The sequence below is a fragment of the Streptomyces sp. NPDC002580 genome, assembly GCF_042889485.1.
GTDB lineage: Bacteria > Actinomycetota > Actinomycetes > Streptomycetales > Streptomycetaceae > Streptomyces.
In genome coordinates, this window is record NZ_JBIAQZ010000001.1 from 183,596 (window position 1) to 200,844 (window position 17,249).

Annotated in this window: 15 protein-coding genes and 1 pseudogene; 11 read left to right on the plus strand and 5 right to left on the minus strand. The window is 73.5% G+C overall.

Annotated elements, in window-relative coordinates; genetic code table 11:
• Positions 1 to 23 precede the first annotated feature (23 nt).
• Complete coding sequence (locus tag ACFYW7_RS00805) at positions 24 to 1,040, minus strand: SEC-C domain-containing protein (protein ID WP_389496848.1); 1,017 nt, start codon at positions 1,038 to 1,040, stop codon at positions 24 to 26.
• Positions 1,041 to 1,330: 290 nt separating this feature from the next.
• Positions 1,331 to 2,806: a beta-1,6-galactanase gene (locus ACFYW7_RS00810; RefSeq protein WP_389496849.1), complete on the minus strand. Its 1,476-nt coding sequence runs from the start codon at positions 2,804 to 2,806 to the stop codon at positions 1,331 to 1,333.
• Positions 2,807 to 3,151: 345 nt separating this feature from the next.
• On the opposite strand from ACFYW7_RS00810, the gene ACFYW7_RS00815 reads away from it, so the two are divergent.
• Positions 3,152 to 3,988 (plus strand): class E sortase, encoded by an 837-nt coding sequence (locus ACFYW7_RS00815; protein WP_389496850.1) that lies wholly within the window; start codon positions 3,152 to 3,154, stop codon positions 3,986 to 3,988.
• Between the two features lie 34 nt (positions 3,989 to 4,022).
• Here ACFYW7_RS00815 and ACFYW7_RS00820 read toward each other — a convergent pair whose 3' ends face one another.
• Positions 4,023 to 5,465: an MFS transporter gene (locus tag ACFYW7_RS00820; RefSeq protein ID WP_389498491.1), complete on the minus strand. Its 1,443-nt coding sequence runs from the start codon at positions 5,463 to 5,465 to the stop codon at positions 4,023 to 4,025.
• A 128-nt stretch (positions 5,466 to 5,593) separates the two neighbouring features.
• Here ACFYW7_RS00820 and ACFYW7_RS00825 point away from each other — a divergent pair.
• The 4 genes and pseudogenes from ACFYW7_RS00825 to ACFYW7_RS00840 all read left to right on the plus strand — a co-directional run.
• A pseudogene (locus ACFYW7_RS00825) lies at positions 5,594 to 6,112 on the plus strand (winged helix-turn-helix transcriptional regulator); the annotation flags it as partial.
• 273 nt (positions 6,113 to 6,385) lie between these two features.
• A complete protein-coding gene (locus tag ACFYW7_RS00830; RefSeq protein WP_389496851.1) occupies positions 6,386 to 6,694 on the plus strand; it encodes a DUF6412 domain-containing protein in 309 nt (102 codons plus the stop codon).
• A gap of 146 nt (positions 6,695 to 6,840) precedes the next feature.
• The gene (locus ACFYW7_RS00835) at positions 6,841 to 7,602 is read left to right on the plus strand and encodes a YidC/Oxa1 family membrane protein insertase (protein ID WP_389496852.1); all 762 of its coding nucleotides are present in this window, start codon (positions 6,841 to 6,843) and stop codon (positions 7,600 to 7,602) included.
• Positions 7,603 to 7,831: 229 nt separating this feature from the next.
• Complete coding sequence (locus tag ACFYW7_RS00840) at positions 7,832 to 8,689, plus strand: fumarylacetoacetate hydrolase family protein (protein ID WP_389496853.1); 858 nt, start codon at positions 7,832 to 7,834, stop codon at positions 8,687 to 8,689.
• A gap of 121 nt (positions 8,690 to 8,810) precedes the next feature.
• Here the strand turns inward: ACFYW7_RS00840 and ACFYW7_RS00845 are convergent, their stop codons facing one another.
• Together ACFYW7_RS00845 and ACFYW7_RS00850 are read right to left on the minus strand one after the other, a co-directional pair.
• Positions 8,811 to 9,284 (minus strand): heme-degrading domain-containing protein, encoded by a 474-nt coding sequence (locus ACFYW7_RS00845; RefSeq protein ID WP_389496854.1) that lies wholly within the window; start codon positions 9,282 to 9,284, stop codon positions 8,811 to 8,813.
• Positions 9,281 to 10,372 carry a Gfo/Idh/MocA family oxidoreductase gene (locus ACFYW7_RS00850; protein ID WP_389496855.1) on the minus strand — a complete coding sequence of 364 codons (1,092 nt, stop codon included), beginning with the start codon at positions 10,370 to 10,372 and terminating at the stop codon, positions 9,281 to 9,283. Before ACFYW7_RS00850 ends, ACFYW7_RS00845 begins: the two co-directional genes overlap by 4 nt.
• 216 nt (positions 10,373 to 10,588) lie before the next feature.
• Between ACFYW7_RS00850 and ACFYW7_RS00855 the strand changes: the two genes are divergently transcribed.
• The 6 genes from ACFYW7_RS00855 (at position 10,589) to ACFYW7_RS00880 (ending at position 17,169) form a co-directional block, all read left to right on the plus strand.
• Positions 10,589 to 11,722 carry an ROK family protein gene (locus ACFYW7_RS00855; RefSeq protein WP_389496856.1) on the plus strand — a complete coding sequence of 378 codons (1,134 nt, stop codon included), beginning with the start codon at positions 10,589 to 10,591 and terminating at the stop codon, positions 11,720 to 11,722.
• Between the two features lie 410 nt (positions 11,723 to 12,132).
• Positions 12,133 to 13,143: a hypothetical protein gene (locus ACFYW7_RS00860; RefSeq protein ID WP_389496857.1), complete on the plus strand. Its 1,011-nt coding sequence runs from the start codon at positions 12,133 to 12,135 to the stop codon at positions 13,141 to 13,143.
• Between the two features lie 161 nt (positions 13,144 to 13,304).
• Complete coding sequence (locus ACFYW7_RS00865) at positions 13,305 to 14,084, plus strand: HAD-IIA family hydrolase (protein ID WP_389496858.1); 780 nt, start codon at positions 13,305 to 13,307, stop codon at positions 14,082 to 14,084.
• 128 nt (positions 14,085 to 14,212) lie between these two features.
• Positions 14,213 to 14,932, plus strand: coding sequence for a hypothetical protein (locus ACFYW7_RS00870; protein ID WP_389496859.1), 720 nt, complete (start codon positions 14,213 to 14,215; stop codon positions 14,930 to 14,932).
• A gap of 1 nt (position 14,933) precedes the next feature.
• Positions 14,934 to 15,599 (plus strand): class F sortase, encoded by a 666-nt coding sequence (locus ACFYW7_RS00875; protein WP_389496860.1) that lies wholly within the window; start codon positions 14,934 to 14,936, stop codon positions 15,597 to 15,599.
• 553 nt (positions 15,600 to 16,152) lie between these two features.
• Entirely contained in the window at positions 16,153 to 17,169 is a 1,017-nt protein-coding gene (locus ACFYW7_RS00880) for a glycoside hydrolase family 6 protein (RefSeq protein ID WP_389496861.1), read from the plus strand.
• Positions 17,170 to 17,249 lie beyond the last annotated feature (80 nt).

Below are 17,249 nucleotides of genomic sequence, written 5' to 3' on the forward strand. Positions count from 1 at the left end.
TGCGCTTCTGAAGTCGGGCGCTGCTACGCCCCCACGCCGTGACACTCTCCATATCCCCGCCCCGACCCGCACCAACACGCGCTCGTCCGCTGCGGCGGCCACGGCACTGCCAGGCCGCGGGCCGCCAGTGTCGTCGCGTACTGCGGGAGCAGGGTCACGTCTGTCGGCGATGAGGCCTCCGAGGCGGCGAAGGCTTCGTAGGAGGGGACCGTGGCGGTGACGATGCCGAGGTTCGGGGTTCCGGAGGCGGCCAGTTCGCGGAGGGACGCCTCTATCGTCGCGAGGTGCTCCTCGTGGGAGGGGTACTCGGTCGTGAGGTCCGGGTACGCGGTGACCAGTTCGGTGAGTTCGGGGGCCGACCAGTGGAGGACCGCGACCGGGAACGGGCGGGACAAGGCCTCGCGGTAGGAGCCCAGTTCGGCCTGGAGGCGGGTGATCTCGGCCTGGAGTTCCGCCGGGTTGTCCGAGCCCAGGGACCAGACCCGTTTGGGGTCGTGGAGTTCGTCCAGGGAGATCGGGGACGAGTGGAGGGTGTCCGCCAGGGCGTCCCACTCGTCGTGGGCCGCGCCCAGCATGCGGCGCACGCGGTGGCGGCCGAAGAGGAGGGGGAGCGTGGAGTACGGGGGTTCGGCCACGTCCGTCAGCAGCAGGGTCGCCCCTTCCGTGAAGGTGTCCTGCGCCGCTTCCAGTTCGTCGTGGGACTCCAGGGCCTCGGCCACGATGACCCAGGGGGCCGGGTCGCGAGGGGCGGCGGCCCGCACTCCGTCGATGATCGCGCGCGCTTCGGCCTCGTGGTCGTACTCCCACAGGTTCGACGCCTTGAGGGCGCGGACCAGGTAGGGCTTCTCCAGGGGGGCCTCCGAGGCGAGGAGGCGGTCGTAGAGGGTGGTGGCGCCGGGGCGGTCGCCGGACAGTTCGAGGTGGGCCGCGGCCTGCAGGAGCAGGTGTTCGGCGTCCTCCGGATACAGGCCGGCGGTCCGCTCCAGGCGAGCCGCTTCGGCGGTGTGGTCGACGTTCTCGGCAGGCGTGTCGGGGCGCATGGGGGACACCGTACTGCCGCCGGGCCGCGAATGAGAGAGACCTGCAGGCCAGAGCCGCGGGAGTCCCCGGGGGCATATTCGGGATCCCCCGGCCCGTGCCTCGGCCCCGCGCCGACCCGGCCGCGGCGTCCGGGCCGGCCCGGTCCCCTCCCCGGCCGGGGCGATCCGGTGGCAGGGCGGGGTCGGTGGGGAGGGACCCCACCCTGCCGGGCGGATCCGCCGCCGCCGGGGGCCGGTTGCCCGCCGGGACGGCCCGCCTCCCCCGCGGGTGGGGGCGTCTCACCGCCGTCTCACACCACCACCCCGTCGACCTGCAGCGTCTGCACCGACCCCGCCGCGAACGGCACCGCGAGGGACTTGCCGCTCAGGTAGGTGTCCGAGCGGGGTGTGTAGAGGTCGCCGCCGCCGGAGGTCAGCGTGTTCCAGCGCGGGACCAGGCCGCCCGTGCCGCCGGAGACCGTGGTGAAGCGGGAGAGGTCGAAGGTCAGGGTCTGGGCGGAGGCGGCCTTGTTCGCGGCCACGATCACCAGGCGCTTGGCGCTCGCGTCGTACGCCGCCACCGCGTAGTCCACGCCCGTGTCCACGATCGTCATGCCGGGGCGGATGTGGCGGCTGAACTGGGCCATCACGTACAGCTTCGTCTCGACCGCGCCGGCCGTCAGGGTGCTCGCGTCGTACTTGACCATGCCCCAGCCCGCGGTCGGGTCCATCACCTGCCAGTAGACCCAGGCGGTCGGGTGCAGCCAGCGGAAGTCGAGGAGGAGGTTGCTCGCGAGGGTGAGGCCGGTGCCGTCCCCGTCGCCGTACTCGGAGTTCCACAGCGCCTTGCCTGAGGACGTCACGGCATCGGTGTAGAGGAGGTCCCGACGGCCGCCCGAACCCTGGTAGCCGTGCACGTTGACCCGGTTGACCAGGGCCTTCGTGGTCGAGTTGAAGGAGTTCCACGTCGTACGGGCCAGGTCGTAGCTCGTCTCGTCCGACGCGGAGATCCTGGTGCCCGTCAGGCCCCGCTTGTCCAACTCGCTTCGCAGATAAGGGAGTACGGCCGACTGGACGGCGGCGTCCAGGTGGCAGCCCTCCTGGGTGCCGGTGGACGTCCACCAGTTGGAGGACGGTTCGTTGAACGGGTCCACGGTGGCGAAGTTCACGCCCCAGTTCGTCTTCGCGTAGAGGGCGACCGCCGCGAGGTGGGAGGCGTGCTGGCGGTAGTTCCAGGACTGGAGGTTGTTGCCGCCGCCGGACGCGCCGGAGGGATTGTGGTTCAGGCACATCCACCACATCGGCGAGTTGGCGAACAGCTCGCTCGTCGCACCGCGCGCGGTCGCCTTGGTCAGGGCGGCTCGCTGCTTCGCGTCGGCCGTCCACTTCCACGCGGACGACGTCGGGTCCTCGTTGTTCCAGTCCTGCCAGTAGCCCTCGATCTGCTTGAAGGAGGGGATGTTGACGGAGGCGGTCATGCTCTCGCCGCCCACGGTGTTCCAACCGCACGCGCCGAGGTTGTAGCGGGCGATGGTCATGCCGAGGCCGGGACGTGAAGCTCCGTCGTACGTCGTCGACTTGGTGGTGAAGAAGAGGTCGGCGAAGTCGTCGCGGGCGCCGAAGACGTTGGCCCACCAGGCCAGCGACGTGCCCCAGCCCTCCCATTTGCCGTACGTCGTGGCCGGGTTGACGGCGATCGTCGCGTCCGCGCGGGCGGTGCCCGTCGCCAGGGCGCCGCCGAGGACCGTGCCGCCCGCGGCGGTCAGGAGTGTTCTGCGTCGGATCATGGCTGGCTTCTCCGTCCGTAGCGCGACTGCCGGTCGTCCCACCGGAGTCGGCCGTCGATGTCGACTCGACCTGGATCTCGGCCGCCGGTTCGTCCCACCGGCGCTTGCCCGTACCGCTGATGCCATCAGGAAGCATCGGGTGTGGTGCGTGGGGTTGTCGAGGGTTGTGACAGCCCTTTCTAAAACCGGTGGAGGAAGCCGGATGGGTGGTGATGGGGGGCGCGGGTGTGTCCGAAGGGTGCTCTGGCGGAGGGTTGTCGGGGCCCGGGAACGTACGGATGCCGCGTGAGGCTGGCGAGTTGGCGGGGCGGCGCCTATCGTGCGCCCGGCGAAGGAGGCGTACGGATGCGGGCTCCGGGGATCGTGCACCACGGCACGCGGCGACGGCGTGCCGCGTACCGGCGAGCGGTCTGGAGCGGCGCCGAGGCGCTCGTCACCGTCGGACTCGTGCTGCTCCTCCTGGTCGTGCACCAGTTGTGGTGGACCAACCGGCAGGCGCAGCACCGCGCCGACCGCAAGGTGCAGGCGCTGGAGCGGGAGTGGGGGGCACCGGCACCCGGGGACTCCGTCCCCGACGCGAGCGCCGGTCCCGGTGCCGGGGAGACGGATGCCGGGAACGCGGACGCGGGGGAGACGGACGCGGGGGACGCCGGGCCGTCCGCCGGGAAGGCGGCCGCTCCGTCCGGCGGTTCCACCGGCTCCACCGGCGGTGCTCAGGCGCGGCCCCGCTGGTCCCAGGCCTACGCCGTCCTCGGCATCCCCCGGCTCTCCCTGCGGGTGCCCGTCGCGGAGGGGGTCAGCAAGCCGGACGTCCTCAACAAGGGCTACGTCGGCCACTACAAGGGCACCCAACAGCCGGGACAGGCGGGCAACTTCGCCCTGGCCGGGCACCGGAACACGCACGGCGAGCCCTTCCGCTACCTCCCGAGGCTCGAGCGCGGTGACACGATCACCGTCGAGACGAGGACCGCCGTGTACACGTACACCGTCGACCGGACGCTCGCGAGGACCTCCCCGCGGGACGGCGGGGTCATCCGGCCGGTGCCCCGCAGCACCGTGCATCCCTCGTACGGGTACGGCGAGCCCGGGTACTACATCACGCTCACGACGTGCACACCCGAGTACACGTCCACGTACCGGATGGCGGTCTGGGGGAAGCTCACCGCCGTGCGGCCCCGCTGACCCCCGCCCCGTGACCGGCCGCCGGCCCGCCGGCTCAAGCCCGGTCCCGGAGCACCAGCACGCTCGCCGCCGCCAGGGCCGCGAGTCCCGCCGAGACGGCGATCGCGATGTCCGCGCCGTGCGCCGGTCCGCCGGTGGAGGTGACGAGGGCGATGGTGAGGGCGACGCCGGCGCAGGAGCCGATGTAGCGGAAGGTCTGCTGGGCGCCCGAGCCCATCGCGGCGCGGGTCGCCGGAACGGATTCGACGGCCGTCATCGGCAGCGCGGCGTTGAGCAGGCCGCTGCCCACCCCGGAGACGACGAAGCCCGGGAGCAGCCGCGGCCAGGACTCGGCGCCGACCGCGCCGAGCATCGTGAGGACCCCGGCCGCGTGCAGCGCGAAGCCGAGGGCGAGCTGGTGGCGGGGCGAGACCCGGCCCGCGAGGCGCCGGGCCTGGAGGGCGACCGTGAACGACAGGCCCGACCAGAGCAGGAACAGCCACGCCGTGTCCATCGCCGACAGCCCCAGCGTCCGCTGGAGCAGCGCCGGCAGGAAGCTGAACAGGCCGATCACCGCGAGGCCCATGAAGAGCCCGCCCGCGGACGAGGCGAGGAAGCGGCGGTGCCGGAGCAGGCCGAGGTCGATCATGGGCGTCGGGGTGCGGCGTTCGACGACGACGAACACCGACGTCAGGACGAGGAACGCGGCCAGCAGCAGCCCCACCGGCGCGCGCAGCCAGCCGTCACGGCCCAGCGTCAGCGCGGCCACCAGCGACACCAGCGCGAGGCCGAAGGTCAGCGCCCCCGCCAGGTCGGGCCGGCCGCCGCGCGGGGCGCGGGACTCGGTCAGGGCGCGGGTTCCCAGCAGGGCGACGATCAGGGCGGCGGCGCCGAAGACGGCGTACGTCATTCGCCAGTTCCAGCCCGCTATGGCCCCCGAGAGCAGCGGGCCCATCGCGATGCCGCCGCTGACGAACGCGCCCCACACGCCCGTCGCGCGCAGCCGCCCGCGCGGGGTCGGGAAGGCGTGCACGATCAGCCCCAGGCTGCTCGCGAGGATCGCGGCGCTCGCCGCGCCCTGTGCGACGCGGGTCAGGGTGAACAGCCAGGTCGAGCCCGCGAGCGCGCCCAGCGCCGTGGTGATGCCGAGGGCCACGGTGCCGGCCAGGAAGATCCGGCGGCGGCCGTAGTCGTCCGCGAGGCTGCCCGCGACCAGGAGCAGCGCGGCCAGGCCCAGCGGGGTGCCGTTGAGCAGCCAGGCCTGGGCGGACACCGAGGTGTGCAGCGCGGCGGCCGTGTCGGGGAGCGTGACCATCGGGGCGGTGTACGTCATCAGGGCCACGGCGGTGGCGGCGCTGGTCAGGGCGAGGGTCGCGGTCGCCCGTGGCGCGCTCGGCGGGGTGGGCGCGCTGGGCGGCGCCGAGCGCGGGGTGGCCCCGGCGGTTGCGGCGGCGAGTGCCGACTGCGTGCTGGTGTCGGTCCGGTCGAGCCGGGTCATGGCCTGCCCTTTCGCGGTGCGGATCGGTGCGGTTATCAGTTCGGTCATTGAACCTTCGGTATGCGTAGACCGTAGCACCTTGGTTCGGTCATTGAACCGACAAGCCGAAAAGTGGCTAGAGTGGGGGCATGGCTCTCGGCAAGGACTACGCGACGCAGGAGTGCTCGATCGCCCGCGCGCTGGAGATCGTCGGCGAGCGCTGGACGCTTCTGATCGTCCGCGACGCGCTCTACGGCGTACGGCGCTACAACGACTTCCTCGTGCACCTCGGCATCCCGCGCGCCGTCCTCGCGGCGCGTCTCCAGTCGCTCACCGCCGAGGGCATCCTCGAGAAGCGCCGCTATCAGGAGTCACCGCCCCGCGACGAGTACGTCCCGACCGAGCGCGGTGTCGCGCTGTGGCCCACCCTGCGGTCGCTCGGACTGTGGGGCCGTGAGCACTTCGACCAGACCAGGCTGCGTTACTTCCGTCACGCGGCCTGCGGTACGGAACTCGGCCCGTACGGCGAATGCCCCGCCTGCGGATTCGTCGTGCCCGTCCCGGACGTCGAGATGTCGCCGGGCCCCGGGCTCGACCCCGATCCGGCCGATCCGGTCAGCCGGGCGCTGCTCGGACCGCGGCGGCTGCTGGAGCCGGTGGAGACGGACCCCAGGAAACAGGCCGGGGCGGACGTGCCGCAGCGGGCCGAGGGGGACTCCCGGAAGTCGGCCGGGGGCGGCTCCCGGGAGACGGCCGAGGGTGATTCCGGGGGAGCGGCGGGGACGGGCCGCTCGACGCCGGCCGGGGCCGGATCCCGGCGGTCGGCCGAGAAGGATCCTGTATAACGAACGGAAGGACGCGCGCACCCTGTTCGGGGGCGCACCCCGCACGACGCGCGCACCACGTTCGAGGCGCACCCTGTACGAGAGGAGGGGCAGTCGATGATCCGGACCTGGGCCAACGCCCGCCCCGCCGCCGTACTGCTGCTCCTGCTCCTGGAAGTGGCCCTGCTCGACACCGGCAGCCTCTCCGCCACCGTCACGCTCGCCGCGACCGCCGCCGCCGGATCCGCCTTCGCCGCCTGCTCCCTGCTGGCGTCGCGCTGCGCCCCCGCGGTCCCGCCCACCCGGGTGCGCACGGCCATCCGCGACCGCGCCCGGCGGACCGCCTTCCTGCCGCAACGCGATCCGGACGCCCAGGGGCGCCCCCGGCCCAGGGCCCCCGGACACGCCCTCCCGGCGACCGCGTAGGGCACCCCTTCCCAGCTCGACCCCGGTGACGCTCCGCCTCGGTGACTCCCTGTCCCGGTGGACCGTTCCGTTCCAGGTGACCCCGCGCGGGTCGTCATGCCGCATTCCGTACTCCCGGCACGACGAGACCCCCGGAGGGCTCACCCATGTCCACGTTCATGTCCGCTTTCGCGACGCTGGTCGAGCGGTTCGCCGACCTGCTCCAGCCCCTGTTCCACGCCTCGGCGGCCGCCGCCGCGATCGTCCTGTTCACCGCGCTCGTACGCCTGCTCGTGCACCCCCTGTCACGGGCCGCGGCTCGCGGACAGCGGGCGCGCGCGGCCCTTCAGCCGCAGGTCGCGCGGCTGCGCGAGAAGCACGGGAAGGACCGGGAGAAGTTCCAGAAGGAGCTGATGGAACTGCACGCCGAGGAGAAGGTGTCACCGCTCTCCGGCTGCCTGCCGAGCCTGCTCCAGATGCCGGCCTTCTTCCTCCTCTACCACCTGTTCTCGAGCTCGACGATCGGCGGCGACGCCAACGCGCTGCTCGGCCACGAACTGTTCGCCGCGCCGCTGGGCGGCCGCTGGGCCGACGCGCTCGGCGAGGGGGGACCGCTCGGTCCGGCCGGTCTCGTCTACCTGGTCCTCTTCGCCGTCGTGGCGGCCGTGGCGACCTTCAACTACGTACGGACGAAGCGGATGACCGCCGCCGCGACCCCGGCGGGCGGCGACGGCGAGCAGATTCCGGGGCTCGCCTCGATCGGCAGGCTCATGCCGTTCCTGTCCTTCTTCACGCTCTTCACCGTGGCCGTGGTGCCGCTGGCGGCCGCGCTGTACGTGGTGACCAGTACGACCTGGAGCGCGGTGGAGCGGGCGGTGCTCTACCGGGACATGCCGGGGGCGGCGCCCACGGCCGCGGCTCTCGTCTAGAGGCCGGCCGACGGGAGCGGCCCGGCCCTCGGAAGGCGGCCGGGCTCTCGGAAGGCCTCCGGGCCTCGGGGGGTCCGCGAACGCGAGGGGGCGGCCCACGGGAGGTGGTCGTCGTGGTCCAGTCCGTGAACGGGGTCTTGCGGACTGGACGGCGGGCTTGGAGGATCGACCGGTTCTCCGATGGCCGCACCCGTCGGTCGACGGCCCGCATTCGAGGGAGATGGTGACCATGAAGCTGCTGCGCGTCGGTACGACGGGGTCGGAGCGGCCCGCGCTGCTCGACGCCGGGGGGACCCTGCGGGACCTGTCGGGACTCGTCGACGACATCGACGGGGCGCTGCTCGCCGACGACGCGGCGCTCGACCGGATTCGTGCCGCCGCCGAGGCGGGTGACCTGCCCTCGCTGGACGCGACCGGACTGCGGGTCGGACCGCCCGTGGCCAGGATCGGCAAGGTCGTGTGCATCGGGCTCAACTACCACGACCACGCCCGCGAGACCGGCGCCGAGCCGCCCGCCGAGCCGGTGATCTTCTTCAAGGCGCCGGACACCGTGGTCGGCCCGAACGACACGGTGCTCGTGCCGCGCGGGTCGGTGAAGACCGACTGGGAGGTCGAGCTGGCGGTCGTCATCGGCCGTACCGCCCGCTACCTGGAGTCCCACGAGGAGGCCCTCGCGCACGTCGCCGGGTACGCGGTCGCGCACGACGTCTCCGAGCGCGCGTTCCAGATCGAGCGCGGCGGCACCTGGGACAAGGGCAAGAACTGCGAGACGTTCAACCCGCTGGGTCCGTGGCTGGTGACCGCCGACGAGATCCCGGACCCGCAGGCGCTGTCGCTGAGGCTGTGGGTGAACGGTGAGCTCAAGCAGGACGGCACGACGGCCGAGCAGATCTTCCCGGTGGCTGAGGTCGTCCGCTACGTCAGCCAGTTCATGACGCTGTACCCCGGAGATGTCATCAACACCGGTACGCCGGCCGGGGTCGCGCTCGGACAGCCGGAGCCCAAGCCGTTCCTGCGGGCCGGTGACGTGGTGGAGCTGGAGGTCGGGGGGCTGGGGCGGCAACGCCAGGAACTCAAGAACGCGTGAGCGTTCCACTGGGTTCAGGGCGGGGTTCGTCTGTGCCGGGGTCTCTTGTCGGCGCGGGGGCGTTGTCGCCCTTGCGCCGTTCCCCGCGCCCCTGAGGGGGCGCGGGGAACCGGGTCGTCGGCTACGCCGACAGGAACTTCTCCAGGGCCTCGATCACCATCTGGTGGTCCTCGACCTGGGGCAGCCCGGAGACCACCACCGTGCCGATGACGCCCGCGTCCGTCACCGCGATCGGGAACGCGCCGCCGTGGGCCGCGTAGGCGTCGGGGTCCAGCCGGGAGGACTCCTCGAAGGTCGTCCCCTTGGCGCGGAACCGGGAGCCGACCAGCAGCGAGGAGCAGCCGTAGCGCTCGACGACGCGGCGCTTGCGGTCGATCCAGGCGTCGTTGTCCGGGGTCGAGCCGGGCAGCGCCGCGTGGAAGAGCTGCTGGCCGGCCCGGCGGATGTCGATGGCGACCGGCGCGCCGCGCTCGCGGGCGAGCTCGACCAGGAGGGTGCCGAGTGTCCAGGCGTCGTCGTGCGTGAAGCGGGGGAGCGTCAGCCGGCGCTCCTGCTCCTCCAGCTCGGCGATCTCCGGTGCGACGGGCGCGGTCACAGCGACACCACCGTTCCCTCGTGGGCGGAGCGGCGGGCCGCTTCCAGGACGTCGAGGGCGGCCGCGGCCTCGTGGGCGCTGACCGGGTTGGGGCCGCCGGCGGTGATCGCGGCGGCGACGGCCTCGTAGTACGCGGGGTACGCGCCCGGGACCGTCGGCTCGGGTCGGCCGCCGCCGGTCAGCGGGGACTCGCCGGAGCCGACGCGGCCCCACAGGGCCTCCGGCTCGACGCCCCAGTCGGCCGTGGTCCCGGGGCGCCTGCCCTCGCGGAGGTCGGCCTCCTGCGGGTCGAGGCCGTACTTGACGTAACCCGCCCGCGAGCCGAGCACGCGGAAGCGCGGGCCGAGCTGGGCCGTCGTCGCGGAGACGTAGAGGTGCGAGCGGACCCCGCTCGTGTGCGTGATCGCGATCAACGTGTCGTCGTCGGTCAGCGCACCCGGGCGGCGGATGTCCGACTCGGCGTACACCGAGGCCGCGGGGCCGAAGAGGACGAGCGCCTGGTCGACGAGGTGGCTGCCGAGGTCGTAGAGGAGACCCCCGATCTCCGCCGGGTCGCCGGACTCGCGCCAGCCGCCCTTCGGCTGCGGACGCCACCGCTCGAAACGGGACTCGAAGCGCCAGGTGTCGCCCAGCTCTCCCTCGGCGAGCAGCTTGCGCAGCGTCAGGAAGTCGTTGTCCCAGCGGCGGTTCTGGAAGACGGAGAGCAGCAGGCCGCGCTCGTCGGCCAGGGCGGCCAGCTCGCGCGCCTCCGCGGCGGTACCGGCGATCGGCTTGTCCACGACCACGTGGAGGCCCGCCTTCAGGGCGGCGGTGGCGATCGGGACGTGGGTCTTGTTCGGGGACGCGATGACGATCAGGTCGAGTTCGTCGGCGCGTGCCAGCAGTTCGTCCGGGTCGGCGGCGAACCGCAGTCCGTCACCGAACTCGGCGCGGGCCTGCGCCTGCCGCTCCGGGGCGGAGGTGACGACGGTGTCGAGGGTGAGCCCCTCGGTCGTGGCGATCAGCGGGGCGTGGAAGACGGAACCCGCGAGGCCGTAGCCGACGAGACCCACGCGAAGGGGCGTACCAGTACCAGTCATGCCTGTCATGCGTCCTACTTTCGCAACGCTGTTGCCAAAGTGCAAGTGCGGGGGACAATGGGCGGCGTGAACAGGACCAGTGCGGGTGGGGCCGGGAAGTCGGGGATCCCCGGGAAGTCGGGGATCCCGGCGGTTCCGGGAGGGCGGGGACCGGTGTCGGTGTCGGCCGGGACGGCCGGAGTGTCGGGTGCTTCCCGGGGGCCGGGCGGCCCGGGGAACCAGGGCGTGCCCGGTGGCCCGGGAGGCGTCGCGGGTATCGGGGCGGCCGGGGTGAACCTGCCCGCCCTGCGCAGCCACAACGCCGCGCTGGTACTCGATCTGCTCCGTACGGCGGGGGCCGCGGGCATCAGCCGCCTGGAGATCGCCGAGCGGACCGGACTGACCCCGCAGGCCGTCAGCAAGATCACCGCGCGCCTCCGCGCGGACGGGTTCGCGGCGGAGGCAGGACGCCGCGCGTCCACGGGCGGCAAGCCCCGTACGGTGCTGCGGCTCGTGCCCGAGGCGGGGCACGCCGTCGGGCTGCACCTGGACCGGGACGAGCTGACCGTCGTGCTCTGCGACCTCACCGGGACCGTGCTGGCCGAGCGGCACGCGCCGCTGGACCTGGGAGCCGGTGCCGAAGCGGTGGTGGAGGGTGCGGCCCAGGAGGTCTCCGCCCTGCTCGCAGGGGTGACGCCGCTGGGCGTCGGGGTCGCGCTGCCGGGGCCGCTCGATCACACGCTGGGCGTGCTGCACCGGGTCACCGGCTTCCCCGAGTGGGACGGGTTCGCCCTGCGGGACGCGCTGGCCGGGCGGCTCGGGCTGCCGGTGGTGGTGGACAAGGACACCAACGCGGCGGCGCTGGGGGTCGCCGTGCTGTCCGGCGTCCGGTCCGGTTCGGGCTCGGCGGGCGGTGGCTCGTTCGCCTACCTCCATCTCGGTACGGGGCTCGGGGCCGGGCTCGTGCTCGGCGGGGTCGTGCACCGGGGCGCCCGTACCGGGGCCGGGGAGTTCGGGCACCAGGTCATCCAGCTGGACGGCCCGCTGTGCGAGTGCGGCAACCGGGGATGCATCGAGGTGCTGTGTCTGGACGCGGTGGCGCGGGGGACCGCGGACGAGGCCGCCCGGGTGCTCGGGGCCGGGGCGGCGAACCTGGTGGGGCTGCTCGACATCGACCTCGTCCTGCTGGGCGGGCGCACGGTGGCGGCCCACGAGGAGGTCTTCGTACGGGGCGTCGGCGCCGTCCTGGAGGAACGGGCCCGGCGCGAGGGAGGCGCTGCCGCGGTGCCGGTCCGGGTGGCCCCCGGCGGCGCGCGCGGGGTGGCCGAGGGGGCGGCCCAGCTGTTGCTGGCCCCGCTGTTCGGGCGCGGGGAGGGCTGAACCGGGCGGAGCGAGCCGGGCGGACCGAGCTGAGCGGCGAGTCCGCTGCGTGGGTCGGGCGGAGCGAGCCGGGTGGGCCCGGCTGGGCCGTGAGTTCCGCTGGGTGCGTCGGGCAGAGTGAGCTGGGCGGCGGGTCGGGCTGCGTGGGTCGGGCGAGAGCCTTCCCGCGCGCCCGGTCGGGGTCGGTGGTGTCCGCGTCCGACCGACCCGACCCGGCGTGCTCCCTGCCGCCCGGCGGGGGATCCGGGGGCCAGGAGAGGGGAATTGCGCGGCCGAACGGGGTGGTCCCGTGCGTGGCGGTCCGCCGACGGGGGTGACGCGTGGCAGGGTCGCGAGGCCATTGCCCGGCACCGCCTGACGCTTTCGAACCTCCCGGTCCCCGCCGACCCCCGATCGGACAAAGGCTCCTCATGCGACTGCGTACGCCCCGACCCTTCACCCCGTCCTCCCTCGAACCGACGGGTCTGGCCCCGCCCCCCGCCGCCCCGGCGGCCCGACCTCCGATGGCCCTCGCCCTGCGTTTCACGCTCGCCCCGGCCGTTCTCGCCCTGTGTGTCACGCCGGCCCCGGCCCACGCGCGGGAACCCGGCGCCGCCTGCGTCTCGTCCGACGCCCGTGACTTCCCGGTCAGGGCCCGGATCCACGGTGGCCCCGACGCCTATCAGGCCGGCGGCGACTTCGGGACCTGGTACATCGACCTCACCAACACCACGGCGCACACCTGCGGCGCGATCCATCCGGTCGTCGTCCTCGTGGACGCGAAGCGGACCCTGCGCCCGCGGCAGACGCGGCTGGAGTTCTACGAGGGTGCGCGGGCGCACGAGGTGACGTTCGAGCGGAGCGACGAGAACGAGAACGTCGGGCCCTTCGACGACGGCTTCCCCGGGTTCACCGTGGCACCCGGCCGCACCCTCACGGTGAAGGTGCGGCTCTCCCTGACCTCCGACGCGACCGCTCCCAACACCGTCGTCGTGAACGCGGCGGTCGTGCAGCGGCACGAAGACGACGGCGACTGGGTGGGGGAGTCGAACGACTACCGGTTCCGGGTCGAGGACGACGACAAGGACAAGGCGAAGAGCGGCAGCGAGGAGCCGGGCGCGGACACCGGCGCGGACGGGGACGGCACGGCGGACGCCGGGTCCGACCCCGGGACCGGTACGGGCGCCGGCACCGGCGCGAGTGCCGGCACCGGCACCGCGAGCGGGAACGGCACCGGGACCACCGGCACCGGCACCACCGGCGGGGGGACGACCGGCGACGCGACCGCGGGGACCGGTGCGGCGGAGCCGTCCGACCAGTTGGCCAGTACCGGGCCCGGCGCCCCGAACCCGCTGGGCCCGGCCGTGCTCGCGCTCACCCTGCTCGTCTCCGGAACCGGACTGCTCGTCCTGGCCCGGCGGTTGCGCCCGCGCCGATGCTGACGGCGGGAGGTCCGCCCTCCCGGAGCCCGGCCTCCGCAGGGCACCCCCGCTCCGGCCCCCTGTCCCGCGGTCCTGACTAGGCTGGGGGCGTCGGCACGACGTCGTTCCGGCGCCCCCGGATCGCGCGCGTACGTACGCCAGGACGGCAGGAGACCCAGCACATGTCAGAGCGCAGGCCCATCGAATCGTGGCTCACCGACATGGACGGCGTCCTCATCCACGAAGGTGTGCCGATCCCCGGCGCCGACGCCTTCATCACGAAGCTGCGGGAGTCGGGCAAGCCCTTCCTCGTGCTGACGAACAACTCGATCTACACGGCCCGCGACCTGCACGCCAGGCTCCGGCGCATGGGCCTGGACGTGCCGGTCGAGAACATCTGGACCTCCGCCCTCGCCACCGCCAAGTTCCTGGACGACCAGCGGCCCGGCGGCACCGCCTACGTCATAGGCGAGGCGGGTCTGACCACCGCGCTGCACGACATCGGGTACGTCCTGACCGACCACGAACCGGACTACGTGGTCCTCGGGGAGACCCGTACCTACTCCTTCGAGGCCATGACCAAGGCGGTCCGGCTGATCAACGGCGGCGCCCGGTTCATCGCCACCAACCCGGACGAGACCGGCCCGTCGACCGAGGGTCCGCTGCCGGCCACCGGAGCGGTCGCCGCGCTGATCACCAAGGCCACCGGCAAGCAGCCCTACTTCGCGGGCAAGCCGAACCCGCTCATGATGCGGACCGGGCTCAACGCGATCGGCGCGCACTCCGAGACCAGCGCGATGATCGGCGACCGCATGGACACCGACGTCCTGGCCGGACTGGAGGCGGGGATGCAGACCTTCCTCGTCCTGACCGGGCTGACCGGGCCGGAGGAGGTCGAGCGGTACCCGTACCGGCCGTCGAAGATCGTCGACTCGATCGCCGACCTGGTCGACCGCGTCTGAATCCCGGAGCGCGCGAGCGGATCCAAACCCCCGGGGCCGAGGACGGACCCGTACGGAGCAGTGGCGGCCCGCTGGGGATGCGGGCCGTCGCCGCGAGGGGGAGTCTCCAGATGTCTGGAGGTTTCACGATGCGCTCAATGCGACTCACTCTCGGTGCCGGGGCGGTGGTCGCGGCCGCGCTCACGCCCGCCGCGTACGCGGCGGGCGCGGGCCCGGCCGGTATCTCCGTGACCCCGGGATCCCCCGCCCCCGGCACCGACGTCCAGGTGCGGGCCATGGGCTGCGGGGGCCGGACGGGCACCGCGGCGTCGGACGCCTTCGTCTCGGACGCGCGGCTGACCGGCGGGGGCGGCGCCGGACTGATCGGCGAGACCCGCGTCCGGACCACGCTCGCCCCCGGCAGTTACGGCATCGAGGTCGACTGCGACGGCCACGCGGGCCGGGTCAAGGGCACGGTCACCGTCACCGCGCCGCACGACTCCGCGCCGCACGATTCGGCACCCCACGACACCTCGGCCCAGGACTCCGCGCCGCACGACTCCGCACCGCACGACACCGCGCCCCACGAGTCCTTGCCGCGGGAATCCGCACCGCCGGAATCCGCGCCCCACGACTCCGCACCCCACGACTCCGCGCCGCACGACTCGGCTCCGAGTGTCTCCGCCCCCGCCTCGCCGGTCGCGCCCGTGCACGCGGGTGGCGGCGGCGCCGCCCGCTTCGCCGCGGCGGACGCCAGGGCGGCCGGACCCGGTACGAGGCAGGCCGTGATCGGGCTGGTCCTCGCGGGCGTCGCCGCGATCGCCGTCGCGGTCCGCAGCGTCCGCCGGGGCCACGACAGACGCGACTGACATGGCCGAACGGGAACGATCCGCGGGTACCGGCCGGCTGCTGACCGGTGTGGTCTGGCTGGCGCTGCTGCTCGGGCTGTGGCTGTGGGGCCGTCAGGTGACGGACCTGCGGCTGGGGATCTCGGCGCCGACCACGGGGGACATCGCCGCCGTCGGGAGGCCGCCGGAGGTGCGGCTGCCGCCCGCGCTGAAGCCCCTGCCGAACGCCCGGCCGCAGCGCGTCGACATCCCCGCGACCGGTGTGCAGGCCCCCGTCGTGGCCCGCGGGCTCGACCGGCTGGGCGGCATCGATCCCCCGCCGTACGACCAGCCGGGCGTCGTCGGCTGGTACGCGGCCGGGGCGCGGCCGGGGGCCGCCGGGACCGCGCTGATGGTCGGTCACGTCGACACCGAGACCCGGCCCGCGGTCTTCTACCGGCTCAGCTCCGTCAAGCCCGGCGACACCGTCCGGGTCGTCCGCGACGACGGCAGGGTCGCCGAGTTCACCGTGGACGACGTCCAGGTGCTCGCGCGCGACCACTTCGATGCCCGACAGGCTTACGGGACACGGCAGTCGGGCCGGGCCGAGCTGCGGCTGATCACCTGCGGCGGAACCTTCGACAAGGCGAGCGGAAGCTATACGGCGAACGTGGTCGTCTCCGCGTATCTCACCGGGAGCGCGCTGTGAGCGGTGGTTCGGGACGTGCGGTCACCCGGCCCGGTCGGCGACCCGCTCCCCCCTGAGCCGCCGGCCGGGCTGGTCCTCGACCGCGCGCGCACGGGTTGCGGGAGAAACCCGGCGTCGGCGCGGGAGGTCTGCGGCCCGTCCGTCGGGCGGGACGGTCGGGCCTGGTCGACCGGTCGCGGGCCGGGGCCGCTGGAGACGGGCTCGGACCACGCGAGCGCCGGGGCTCATGGGCTGTTCGGTGCGAGGTCCGCGACGGTGGCGCCGGGTGATGCCCGCAGGCCGTGTGCGGTCGTGCCGGAAGCCTTCCCACGGCGATGGATGAATATGCGTTCGATTCGTCCCGGTTCCCACGGCGTTTCCCGGGGGCCTTCGCGCGTTTCCACCCCGCCCCGGTTCCGTCGCCCTCCCCGTCGGACGCGGATCTCTGGCGGTGTGTTCATCCGGTCCGGGGTAGCTGTAACAGTCGGCCGACAAGGGTCCGCACGGCCTCGTGGGCCGCGCGGCGGGTATGTCAGGATTGAGGCTTAGGACGGTGCACCCGAGGGGGAGTTGCATGTACGGCAAGAAGGGTGCCGGGGCACGGTCGTCCATGGCGGTGCTGGGGGCGGCACTGCTGCTCGCGGGGTGTTCCTCCGGGGGCGACGGCGGCAAGGACGAGCGTTCCGGAGCCGAGATAACGCAGCAGCCGAAGAACGCGGACCCGTTCTGGGTGAACCCGGACGGGAACGCGGCCGAGCAGGTCGCCGCCTACGCCGAGGCGGGCAAGGACGAGGCCGCCGAGCAGATCCGCAAGATAGCCGGGCAGCCCACCGGCGAGTGGATCGGCGCGGAGAACCCGGAGGGGGAGGCGCGCGGCTTCACCGAGGCCGCCGAGAAGGCCGACCGGGCCGCGATCCTGGTCCTCTACAACATTCCGCACCGCGACTGCGGCCAGTTCTCGCAGGGCGGTGCCGCCGACGGCGACGCGTACCGGACCTGGATCGACGGGGTGGCGAAGGGCATCGGGGACCGCCCCGCGACGGTGATCCTGGAACCGGACGCCATCCTGCACCTGGTCAACCGCTGCACCCCGGAGGAGTTCCACGAGGAGCGATACGACCTCCTCAAGGGCGCCGTCGACAAACTGACGTCCCTGAAGAACACGAAGGTGTACCTGGACGCGGGCAACGCGGGCTGGGGCCACCCCGACCAGATCTTCCAGCCGCTCCGGTGGGCGGGCGTCGACCGGGCCGACGGCTTCTCGGTCAACGTCTCCAACTTCTACTCGACCGAGGACTCCGTCGCCTACGGCAAGCAGCTGGCCGCGAAGGTCGGCGGCAAGCACTTCGTCATCGACACCAGCCGCAACGGCAACGGGCCGTACACGCGGGGCGAGGCGGACGAGAACTGGTGCAACCCCCCGGGCCGCGCGCTCGGCGAGAGCCCGACGACCAGGACCGCCGACCCGCTCGTCGACGCGTATCTGTGGGTCAAGCGGCCGGGAGAGTCGGACGGCACGTGCAGGGGCGGCCCGAAGGCGGGCGAGTGGTGGGCGGAGTACGCCCTGAAGCTCGCGAAGGCCTCGAAGTAGCCGCGGCCCGTACGCCGGGCCGAACGCGACGGGGCGCCCTCCGCTTTCCCGCGGAGGGCGCCCCGTCACGTACGCGTGAA

Bases quoted from the DNA above. Each gene is read 5' to 3' on its own strand.
- ACFYW7_RS00840 (WP_389496853.1), top strand. From the start codon at position 7,832: ATGAAGCTGCTGCGCGTCGGTACGACGGGGTCGGAGCGGCCCGCGCTG.
- ACFYW7_RS00880 (WP_389496861.1), top strand. From the start codon at position 16,153: ATGTACGGCAAGAAGGGTGCCGGGGCACGGTCGTCCATGGCGGTGCTG.
- ACFYW7_RS00815 (WP_389496850.1), top strand. From the start codon at position 3,152: ATGCGGGCTCCGGGGATCGTGCACCACGGCACGCGGCGACGGCGTGCC.
- ACFYW7_RS00870 (WP_389496859.1), top strand. From the start codon at position 14,213: ATGCGCTCAATGCGACTCACTCTCGGTGCCGGGGCGGTGGTCGCGGCC.
- ACFYW7_RS00875 (WP_389496860.1), top strand. From the start codon at position 14,934: ATGGCCGAACGGGAACGATCCGCGGGTACCGGCCGGCTGCTGACCGGT.
- ACFYW7_RS00850 (WP_389496855.1), bottom strand. From the start codon at position 10,372: ATGACAGGCATGACTGGTACTGGTACGCCCCTTCGCGTGGGTCTCGTC.
- ACFYW7_RS00820 (WP_389498491.1), bottom strand. From the start codon at position 5,465: ATGACCCGGCTCGACCGGACCGACACCAGCACGCAGTCGGCACTCGCC.
- ACFYW7_RS00835 (WP_389496852.1), top strand. From the start codon at position 6,841: ATGTCCACGTTCATGTCCGCTTTCGCGACGCTGGTCGAGCGGTTCGCC.
- ACFYW7_RS00860 (WP_389496857.1), top strand. From the start codon at position 12,133: ATGCGACTGCGTACGCCCCGACCCTTCACCCCGTCCTCCCTCGAACCG.
- ACFYW7_RS00830 (WP_389496851.1), top strand. From the start codon at position 6,386: ATGATCCGGACCTGGGCCAACGCCCGCCCCGCCGCCGTACTGCTGCTC.
- ACFYW7_RS00810 (WP_389496849.1), bottom strand. From the start codon at position 2,806: ATGATCCGACGCAGAACACTCCTGACCGCCGCGGGCGGCACGGTCCTC.
- ACFYW7_RS00865 (WP_389496858.1), top strand. From the start codon at position 13,305: ATGTCAGAGCGCAGGCCCATCGAATCGTGGCTCACCGACATGGACGGC.
- ACFYW7_RS00805 (WP_389496848.1), bottom strand. From the start codon at position 1,040: ATGCGCCCCGACACGCCTGCCGAGAACGTCGACCACACCGCCGAAGCG.